Here is a 9,844-nt window from a genome sequence, read left to right as displayed (position 1 = left end):
AAGATCAATTATTTCCTAATAAAAAAAATTCTGATTCAAATTAATCTAGTGGAGTGTCCTTAAAATGATTAATGAAACCTTAGTAGAGTTATCCCGCTGGCAGTTCGCCATCACCGCTCTATTTCATTTCCTTTTTGTGCCATTAACAATCGGTATGACTTGGATCCTGTTTATCATGGAAGCAGTATACGTGATGACGGGCCGTATTATTTACCGTGATATGACTAAATTCTGGGGTAAGCTTTTTGCAATTAACTTTGCCATTGGTGTCGCAACAGGCTTAACAATGGAATTTGAGTTCGGTACTAACTGGTCTTACTATTCACATTATGTGGGTGATGTATTTGGTGCCCCACTCGCCATTGAAGGCCTGGTGGCATTCTTCCTCGAATCTACTTTCGTTGGTATGTTCTTATTAGGTTGGGAAAGATTAAGTAAAAGAGAACATCTGGCCGCCACCTTCTTAATGGCAATAGGTACCAACCTGTCAGCCATGTGGATCTTAGTTGCAAACGGTTGGATGCAAAATCCAGTCGGCAGTGAATTCAACTACCAAACAATGCGCATGGAAATGGTTAGCTTTAGTGAACTGGTTTTCAATCCAGTTGCCCAGGTTAAATTTATTCATACTGTTTCTGCTGGTTACGTGGCAGGCGCTATGTTTGTCATGAGTATCAGTAGCTACTATCTGTTAAAAGGTCGTGATATAGCGTTTGCTAAACGTTCATTTTCGATTGCTGCCGGATTCGGTATTGCTTCGATCTGTTCTGTTTTATTACTGGGTGATGAATCTGGTTATGAAGTTGGTGAGGTTCAACGCGTTAAACTTGCCGCTATTGAAGCCGAATATCATACCGAACCAGCACCTGCCGCATTTACCCTCTTTGGTTTTCCAAATGATGAAACCATGGAAACGGATTACGCGATTAAGATCCCATATGCGTTAGGCATTATTGCCACCCGTTCACTTGACGGCGAAGTAACTGGCTTACGTGATCTTAAAAAAGAACATGAACCACGTATTCGTAACGGTATGATCGCTTATGAATATTTACAAAAACTCCGTAATGGTGAAGAAACGCCTGAAAACATTGCACGTTTCAATGAAACTAAGCAAGATTTAGGTTATGGGTTATTACTCAAGCGTTATACCAATAATGTTGTCGATGCGACTGAAGAACAAATTCAAATGGCGGTTGACGATTCAATTCCAACAGTAGCGCCTATATTCTGGGCATTCCGGATAATGGTCGGTAGTGGCGTTATTATGTTTGGCTTATTCGTCTTAGCCTTCTACTACAACGCTCGCCGTGTTATTGAACAAAAACGCTGGTTATTAAAAGCCATCTTATTTGCCTTACCATTGCCTTGGGTTGCGATAGAAACAGGCTGGTTTGTTGCTGAATTTGGTCGCCAACCTTGGGCTATCAGTGAAATTTTGCCGACCTTCATGGCGACGTCAAGCCTAGATGCAAGCTCAGTACTCTTTACTATGATTGCCTTTATCCTTGTGTATGCCATTTTGTTCGCGATTGAAATGTGGTTAATGGTTAAGTTTGCCAAGATCGGTCCTAGCTCGCTACACACTGGGCGTTACCATTTTGAGCAAGAAGCGCAACAAGCATCACCACAATTACGTCAAGACAAATACTAAGGGCTTAGATTATGTTTGATTATGAAAGCTTAAAACTTATCTGGTGGTTAATCATCGGGATATTACTTATCGGATTTGCAGTCACCGATGGGATGGATATGGGCGTAGGTGGCTTACTGCCATTCGTTGCAAAAGATGATACTGAACGCCGAGTTGTGATTAATACGATTGCCGCCCACTGGGACGGTAACCAAGTATGGTTTATCACCGTAGGTGCGTCTTTATTTGCAGCTTGGCCAATGGTATATGCGACAGCATTTAGTGGTTTCTACTTTGCCATGATGTTGACACTTTTCTGTCTATTTTTACGTCCATTAGGATTTGACTATCGCAGTAAAATCGATTCACCAAAATGGCGCTACAACTGGGATAAAGCATTATTCGTTGGCAGTATGGTTCCGCCATTAGTGTTCGGTATTGCATTTGGTAATTTACTGCAAGGCGTACCATTTAGCTTTGATGAATTTATGCGTGTTACGTACACAGGTTCATTCTTTGCGTTGTTTAATCCGTTTGCACTTATTAGTGGTGTAGTCAGTGTATCTATGATTCTTATGCACGGTGCAACTTGGTTATCAATGCGTACTGATGAACATGTAGCAGCGCGTTCAGCAAAAGCAGCACAGATATTTTCAGCCGTGCTGGTTGTTAGCTTTAGCCTTGCAGGTCTAATGATTGCCACTTCAATTGATGGTTTTATCATTCAAAGCACCATTGACCCACTTGCCCTTGCACAACCAACAACAAAAGTTGTTACAACAGCAACAGGTGCTTGGTTAAATAACTTTAATGCGCATCCTGTACTTTGGTTATTACCAACCACTGGTATTGTGATGGCGGTTATTGCTGGCTTACTTGCACGTTTCAAGCCGGGTGGTTTAGCATTTACTGCAAGTGCATTATCAATTGCGGGTGTAATTCTAACCATGGGTGTCTCTATGTTCCCATTTATTATGCCGTCGAGCAGTATGCCTAATCACAGCTTAACGTTATGGGATGCGGTATCAAGTGAAAAAACATTAAACATCATGCTTATTGTCGTTGCGGTCTTCTTACCAATTATCCTTTGTTATACCGCTTGGTGTTATAAGAAAATGTGGAGAACGGTAACCCGTGAAGAAATTGAAGATAACAACTATACATCTTATTAAGGAGTAAACCATGTGGTATTTCAGTTGGATCCTAGGTGTTTTACTGGCTGTTTCGCTCGGTATCATCAATGTAATGTGGTACGAAATGGAACAGCATACGGATAACGTAGCAAAAGATCAGGATGATGAAAATAACGAAAAATAAGGATTAAGCTTTGCGCCCAAGGATGGGCGTCTGTTTCTAAACCTCCAATTTCAGGGTCTATTGTTTCAATATTCCTCCAATTTCAGGCTACCCAATGACAGAATCAGTTAATACAGATTACACGCAAAAAGAACTTTTAACTTGGCTCAAAAGCCAACGCACTCAGGCCCAAGGTCGTTTAAGCAAAGCGATTGCATTAGGCGCATTTAATGGCATATTGATGATAGTTCAAATGGCTATTTTAGCTGGCATCATCAACGAAATTATATTCTCAAACAAAGCCCTTGCAGAAATAACCCCGTTATTATTTGGCTTAGTTGCCATCATTATTACGCGTACTGTATTCGGCTATATCAGTGAGCGCTACAGTCGTCATGCGGCCATGCTAATCAAAGTGTCAATTAGACAACAATTGTTACAGCACTTATTCGCAATGGGTCCCGCAAAAACACAAACTATCGGCAGCGCCAAAATAGCCCAACTTCTGCATCAAGGTGTTGATTCTCTTGAAGATTATTTCTCAGGTTACTTACCTATTGTCGCTTATTGTTCGGTGATCCCAAGCGCGGTGTTATTTGCCGTATTCCCGATGGATTGGCTTTCAGGTTTAGTGTTAATGCTAACGGCGCCTATGGTGCCAATGTTTATGATCATTATTGGCCATAAAGCGCATGATTTAAACCAAAAACATTGGACTAAACTACTGCGCATGAGCAGCCATTTCCTTGATATTATTCAAGGGCTGACTCAGCTTAAGATATTCAACGCATCGCGCCAAGAAATGGCGGCAGTAAAAACCATTAGTGAAGACTATGGTAACCAAACCATGGGGATCTTAAAGATCGCCTTTCTTTCTTCATTCATGTTAGAGTTTTTGGCCTCTATTGCCATTGCACTTGTTGCTGTGATCTTAGGTTTTAGACTTTATTATGGTGATGTTGATTATTTATTAGCGCTGTGGGTGTTGTTACTTGCCCCGGAATTCTATCTACCATTTAGACAACTAGGTACTCAGTATCACGCTAAGATGGCCGGTGTTACCGCAGCCCAAGATATGCTACAAATTCTCACGACACCGATTAAAGAAAACCAAACTGAAACACAGTTTAAAGCACCTTTCGATATCACCTTAACAGATGTTAACTTCACCTATGCTGGTCGTAAAAACACGCTTAAAAATATTAACTTAACGCTATCTAATCACGGTTTATATGCTGTTATTGGTGAAAGTGGCGCGGGTAAGTCAACGCTGATTGATACCATCTTAGGTTTTAATACCCCTGATAGTGGCTCAATGACGATCAACGGTACTAAACATACTTCTGCAGAGCGTGATGCTTGGCTAAATCATTGCGGTTGGATCGCACAACAAGGCCACATTTTCTACGGCAGTCTTGGTTTCAATATCGCGTTAACAGAAGACTATGACGACGCTAAGATACAACAAGTATTAACCAGTGTCGGTCTTGCTGATTTTGTAGCGCAATTAAAAGATGGGTTAAACACTCATGTAGGTGAAGGTGGTGTTGGTATTTCTGGTGGTCAGTCTCAACGATTAGCATTAGCACGCGCATTTTACCACCAGCCGGATGTGCTAATTCTTGATGAGCCAAGTAGCCATTTGGATAAAGATACCGAGCAAATTGTCAGTGATAGCATCGCTGAATATGCAAAACAGCATTTGGTTATTGTTATTGCCCATCGTTTACATACAGTGGTTGACGCGAAAAAGATCATTGTATTAGAACAAGGTCAAATTATCGAACAAGGTACCCACACAGAATTACTTGCGCTAAATGGCAGCTATGCAAATACTGTTAATATCGATATGGAGATGAACGTATGAATCCATTAGTTAGATTGATGAAACTCCTTAAACCACAGCTCCCTTTAATGTTACTCGGTACCTTGTTATCGATTATCACCATAATGGCTAATATTGGCTTGCTCGCTGTTTCCGGTTGGTTCATTACCATCATGGCCATTGCGGGGCTGTCTGGTGTAACAGCTAACTATTTCACGCCTGCCGCCATTATCCGTTTTTTAGCAATAGTACGTACAGCAGGCCGATATGCAGAACGTTTGTTAACGCACCGGGCGACATTTAATACCCTTGCTGCATTACGTTACTATTTTTATACCCGCTTAGAGCCGTTATTGCCCTACTACCGTGTTAACTTTAAGTCAGCCGATATCCTTGCTCGTTTGCAACAAGACATCGATGAACTTGATAATTTTTACTTAAGAGTGTTACTCCCTGCATTCGTTGCTATTTGTAGTATTCCACTGGTTGGCTGGGGGGTGAGTTTTATTTCATCCGACCTCGCGTTTGTTATTGTCGGTGCATTAATCCTTGTCGGTTTTGTGTTACCAATATTCATTTTATTATTAAGTAAAAAGCGCGCACAGCAACAAGCGAAACTCTCAAGTGAGCTAAAAGTTGAATTAGTCGACGGCATGGCATCAATGCGTGAATTATTGGTTTATCAAATTGCACATCAATATCAACAGTCGATCAATCGTGTGTCAGAAAGCTATCACCGCGCTGAATTACATTTACACCGTCTGCATGCATTAGCCACGGCTTTAACATTTATAGCCATTAACGCAACCGTGTTTGCAAGCTTATATCTACTGGTACCTCTGGTACAAACTGGCGATATAAAACCTGAGTTTGTTGCGAGTGCTGCACTACTCATTTTAGTTTGTTTCGAAACAGTCATTAATATGCCCCTCGCCTGCCAAATCTTACCTAAAGTGCATGACAGTGCTGCTCGTTTGTTCGAAATTATTGATAAGCCTATCCCCGACCTTGGTGGTGATACTTTAGTAACAACCGGTCCAATTAAGTTTAATACTTTAACTTTCACTTATCCTGATGGTCATGACCGTGTATTAAAAGATATTGACCTTACCATTCAACAAGGTGAGAAGGTTGCCATTATCGGTGCCAGTGGTGCGGGTAAATCAACCTTAGCTAATCTATTAATGGGATTCTGGCCTATTCCGCCATCGAACAATACGCCAAATCTAGATATGGTCGATAAGTTAACGCCAGGTATCACCATTAATGACGTTGACTTAAATGAGTTGAATACCGAATCATTACGTGAACACATTGCATTGATGAGCCAAAACAGCCATCTTTTCCATGCCACGATTGGTGATAACCTGCGCTTAGCCAACCCGAAAGTAACAGAATCACAAATGCGTGATGTATGTCAGGTTGTGGGGTTAATCGATTTTATTGATGAGTTAGAAAATGGGTTTAGGACTTGGTTAGGAGAAACGGGTTCTGGTTTATCTGGTGGTCAAAAACAACGTTTATGTTTAGCGCAAGTGTTATTGCGGAATGCAAAGGTGCTCGTTCTCGATGAACCAACCAAAGGACTTGATCGCCACAGTGAAAGAACAATCATTACCAACCTATTTCAGCAACTGGAACTATCACAGCAAAGTTTACTGTTGATCACCCACAAGCCATTGATGTTACAAAAGATGGATAAGATCATCGTCATGGACGAAGGGACTATTGTTGCTCAAGGGGATCATAAAACCTTAATGGAAACCAATAATTATTACCGAAAACTGCTCAACTATTTCTAGACTTTGGTAAAGCAGAATATAAAACGGGTAATACACACAAATGTATTACCCGTTTTCACTGAAGCAACTGTTTACAGAGTCATCATGTAAGTAACAATATAAGCTTACTTAATTGCTTCACTCACTAAGCCCTTCTCATTTAAGTATAAATATAAAGCGTCCACACGCTCTTTATTCACGCCAAAATCAGACTTTCCATATCGAGATGCCGATCTAACGGCAATAATACCGTTTTGCTCACGGAGATGAAGTTCAAAATCATCAACAAAACGCATGAGTGTACTTGTACTTTCAACGTACAAATAATCTTTAAGTTCTCTCACTATTTCCATATTGCTTTGCGAGTCTAGGTATAGCTTTATTTCAGCCCATACCTGTTCAGAGTTCGCTTCTAATTTGAATGCGGGTACATAGTGACTTTCGTCTAAGCTGTCACTTGATACACAATTAGGTGTTTCAGGACAAGGTGCTAACGTTGAATTAACAATACCTAAATTATGGGGACGCGCACCAGTACATGCAGTAAGCACAAGGCTACAAGTTAGTATTAATGTAGAACGGGTATATACACGAGACGTAAACATTTGAATCCTTAAAGCTATTAACCACTGACGTAATTTAACCAAAAAATTCAATAAACAGCAAGTAGTTATCTCGCAATAAACATTTGCTTTTATAGCGCACTATTACTTAGCTGGTTTTTCGGCGTACTCATCATCACTGTAATAACCATAATAATAATCAGACCCAGACACACCATCCGTATTAACGTGGTTCATCACAATACCGACAAGATTGGCATCAACTTTAGCAAGACGGCGAACACCATTTTGAACTAACCGCACCCGTGTTGCTTCACTCTTAATGACATAAATAATGGCGTCTGTATGCAGTGATATGATCAATGCATCACTCACAGCCTGAATCGGTGGTGTATCAATAACAATTCGATCATATGACTGCTTTAAACTCTCCAGTAACTGCTTAAACCGTTTCGAGGATAGCAATTCTTGCGCATTTTTTGGCGTAGGCCCACAGGCCATAATATGTGCACCAGATACTTTATCTACAGTAATGCAGTCTGTTATATTCGCTTCACCAGTGATCAATTGTGCTAGTCCGGGTTTGTCTTTTGGTATATTAAAGTTCTTTGCAAGACTCGGTTTGCGCATATCAGCATCAATAAGGATTGTTTTTTCAATCTGAGCCAACGAGAAGGCCATATTTATCGCCGTTGTGGACTTACCTTCGTTCGGTTGCGAGGAGATGATCCCAATAACCTGATTAATCCGTTGACCTTGTGCTAATAAAAAGCTAGTTCGCAATGTTCGTATAGATTCAGAAAATTTACGGCCTTTTTCATCAAAGAAATAATGCAGATCTAAATCTTGGTTGCGTTTTCTGCCAATCTTAGGCAGTACACCTAATACCGGAAGAGCAAGTTTGGTCTCTATATCGCCGACCGAGTTAAAATTATCAGTAAAGTATTCTTTAACCAATAAATAAGTAATGTGCAAAATAATCGTCAATACAAAAGCAATGATAACAAGTATCTTCGTACTTAAAGTAATCGGTTTATTTGGCGTATGCGCTCTGTCGGTAAAACGTGCGACGGCGGCATTAAAGTCACTGGTTAATGCTGTTTCTTTAGAACGTTCTAAGAAGGTATTAAAAAGCTTACGGTTACTTTCTACGTCACGAACTAATTTCTGGTATTCATTATCCTTGCCGATGACATCCTGAAATTCACGTTGAATTTTCTTATATTCCCTTTTTAAGGCAGCAACATTACTTTGTTTCATTTTAAGATCTCTACCTAATCCGGTTACCAATTTAGAGATCTGAATGGTCAGATGTTTATTCACCGTATAAAGCTCAGATTTAGCCGCGATAAGATCAGGATGTTTACGCCCATATATTTGCGATAATTCAGATACTTTTAATTTAGCTTTCACCTTTAAATTTTTAATATTTTGAATCACCGGGTGCGACGTTATCTCTGGTATTGATTCTAATTTATCAATGTTCTTTACACCGTATTCATTAACTGCCCGGACAATACTTCGTAATTGATTCACTTCATTCTTGGCTTCAATTAATTGATGAGAGGTTTGCTCTAATTCATTACTCACTAAACCCGTTAGACCTCTTCCACTACGATCTTGTAAATCAATGATATTTTGTTCTTTACGGTATACTTGTAACCGTGATTCCGACACATCAAGGCTCTCGCGTAAATCTTCAAGTCTTTTTCTTAGCCAATGTGCTGCATTTTTATTGATTGACGATTTCACCTCAAGATCTTGTGCTATATAAGCCTCACCAACAGCATTCGCGATCAAGGCCGCTAAAGCGGGATCTTCACTGTCAAAAGAAAGCTTAACAAGCTGGGTTTTTCTGATTGGGGTGACAATTAAACTGTTTGAAAACTGTCTTAAACGTACTCTTTTCTCTTTTTGACTTTCTAACTCTTCGCGACTAATCTCGCTACCAACTTGCGATACGCCATTAATATAACCGGCACCGATATTTTCGCTAAATTCACTATCGACTTTGTCGTCAATAACAAAGAAATTGACTGATGGTAAAACCTCGAGTAAGTGACCGACCAAAATATTTTTCCAACTTTCACCTTTTTGAAATGATGGTTGCTGTTGGAGATTTAAGCGATCGAATACAGTTTCGGCGATAGAATAAGACTTAAGAATTTCAAACTGCGTCAAGTAATACTCTTTCCTATTCGAATTGAGCCCTTGAACTGAATCAAATGCAACAGCTTGCACTTGATCTGCTTCGATCAACAAGGTTGCAGAAGCACGGTATACCGGTGACTTATTTGATAGGTATAATGCTGTAAATATAGAAACAAAGACAGCTAGAACCAATATCCGCCATTTATATCGTTGGATAACATGCCAATGTGGCGAAGGTAACACAATGTCATTATTGACAGACGATTTATTGAGACTCTGTTCAAGTTTATCCATTAGAAAAACCTTTGCTTAATCAAAATGGTATCACCAGCATTAACTTTATAGGTTAAGCTTGCGTTAATTTGCTTATTTTTGTTTTTTTCCTTAAATAAATATATCTTATCTTTAGATGCTCTCTCGGTTAATCCGCCCGCTAAAGCAATCGCCTGGTTTACTGTCAAACCCGGCTGATAGGGGTAACCACCAGGTTTCTGAACTTCACCATGAATATAAAAAGGCCGGTATTCGACAACGTGGACATAGACATTAGGGTTAACTAAATAATCGCCTTTTAAACCTTTGTAAATAAGTTTCT

Annotated in this window: 8 protein-coding genes; 5 read left to right on the top strand and 3 right to left on the bottom strand. The window is 39.9% G+C overall.

Translation table 11 applies throughout. The features are described from left to right. The first annotated feature begins 64 nt into the window (after nucleotides 1–64). The 5 genes from PE36_RS22945 (at nucleotide 65) to cydC (ending at nucleotide 6,556) form a co-directional block, all read left to right on the top strand. On the top strand, nucleotides 65–1,654 hold the full coding sequence (locus PE36_RS22945) for a cytochrome ubiquinol oxidase subunit I (protein ID WP_006034507.1): 1,590 nt from the start codon (nucleotides 65–67) through the stop codon (nucleotides 1,652–1,654). Nucleotides 1,655–1,665: 11 nt separating this feature from the next. Then, nucleotides 1,666–2,805 (top strand): cytochrome d ubiquinol oxidase subunit II, encoded by a 1,140-nt coding sequence (cydB, locus tag PE36_RS22940; protein ID WP_006034506.1) that lies wholly within the window; start codon nucleotides 1,666–1,668, stop codon nucleotides 2,803–2,805. 10 nt (nucleotides 2,806–2,815) lie between these two features. Then, nucleotides 2,816–2,950 carry a cytochrome bd-I oxidase subunit CydX gene (cydX, locus tag PE36_RS22935; protein ID WP_006034505.1) on the top strand — a complete coding sequence of 45 codons (135 nt, stop codon included), beginning with the start codon at nucleotides 2,816–2,818 and terminating at the stop codon, nucleotides 2,948–2,950. Nucleotides 2,951–3,044: 94 nt separating this feature from the next. Then, complete coding sequence (gene cydD / locus PE36_RS22930) at nucleotides 3,045–4,796, top strand: thiol reductant ABC exporter subunit CydD (protein ID WP_006034504.1); 1,752 nt, start codon at nucleotides 3,045–3,047, stop codon at nucleotides 4,794–4,796. Continuing rightward, nucleotides 4,793–6,556, top strand: coding sequence for a thiol reductant ABC exporter subunit CydC (gene cydC / locus PE36_RS22925; protein ID WP_006034503.1), 1,764 nt, complete (start codon nucleotides 4,793–4,795; stop codon nucleotides 6,554–6,556). Before cydD ends, cydC begins: the two co-directional genes overlap by 4 nt. A gap of 104 nt (nucleotides 6,557–6,660) precedes the next feature. Here the strand turns inward: cydC and PE36_RS22920 are convergent, their stop codons facing one another. From PE36_RS22920 to PE36_RS22910, 3 genes are all read right to left on the bottom strand, one after another. Then, complete coding sequence (locus PE36_RS22920; protein WP_006034502.1) at nucleotides 6,661–7,140, bottom strand: DUF1499 domain-containing protein; 480 nt, start codon at nucleotides 7,138–7,140, stop codon at nucleotides 6,661–6,663. 102 nt (nucleotides 7,141–7,242) lie between these two features. Further along, complete coding sequence (locus tag PE36_RS22915) at nucleotides 7,243–9,543, bottom strand: polysaccharide biosynthesis tyrosine autokinase (RefSeq protein ID WP_006034501.1); 2,301 nt, start codon at nucleotides 9,541–9,543, stop codon at nucleotides 7,243–7,245. Beyond that, nucleotides 9,543–9,844 (bottom strand): polysaccharide biosynthesis/export family protein (locus PE36_RS22910; protein WP_006034500.1); only part of this gene is annotated, 302 nt, incomplete at its 5' end. The genes PE36_RS22915 and PE36_RS22910, both read right to left, overlap by 1 nt.

This window comes from Moritella sp. PE36 (genome assembly GCF_000170855.1).
GTDB lineage: Bacteria > Pseudomonadota > Gammaproteobacteria > Enterobacterales > Moritellaceae > Moritella.
The sequence above is the reverse complement of the archived record's forward strand: the minus strand, read 5'-3'. Positions and strand labels throughout refer to the sequence as shown.

Excerpts from the sequence above, each read along its gene's own strand:
- cydX (WP_006034505.1), top strand. The coding sequence starts at position 2,816 with ATGTGGTATTTCAGTTGGATCCTAGGTGTTTTACTGGCTGTTTCGCTC.
- PE36_RS22920 (WP_006034502.1), bottom strand. The coding sequence starts at position 7,140 with ATGTTTACGTCTCGTGTATATACCCGTTCTACATTAATACTAACTTGT.
- PE36_RS22915 (WP_006034501.1), bottom strand. The coding sequence starts at position 9,543 with ATGGATAAACTTGAACAGAGTCTCAATAAATCGTCTGTCAATAATGAC.
- PE36_RS22945 (WP_006034507.1), top strand. The coding sequence starts at position 65 with ATGATTAATGAAACCTTAGTAGAGTTATCCCGCTGGCAGTTCGCCATC.
- cydC (WP_006034503.1), top strand. The coding sequence starts at position 4,793 with ATGAATCCATTAGTTAGATTGATGAAACTCCTTAAACCACAGCTCCCT.
- cydD (WP_006034504.1), top strand. The coding sequence starts at position 3,045 with ATGACAGAATCAGTTAATACAGATTACACGCAAAAAGAACTTTTAACT.
- cydB (WP_006034506.1), top strand. The coding sequence starts at position 1,666 with ATGTTTGATTATGAAAGCTTAAAACTTATCTGGTGGTTAATCATCGGG.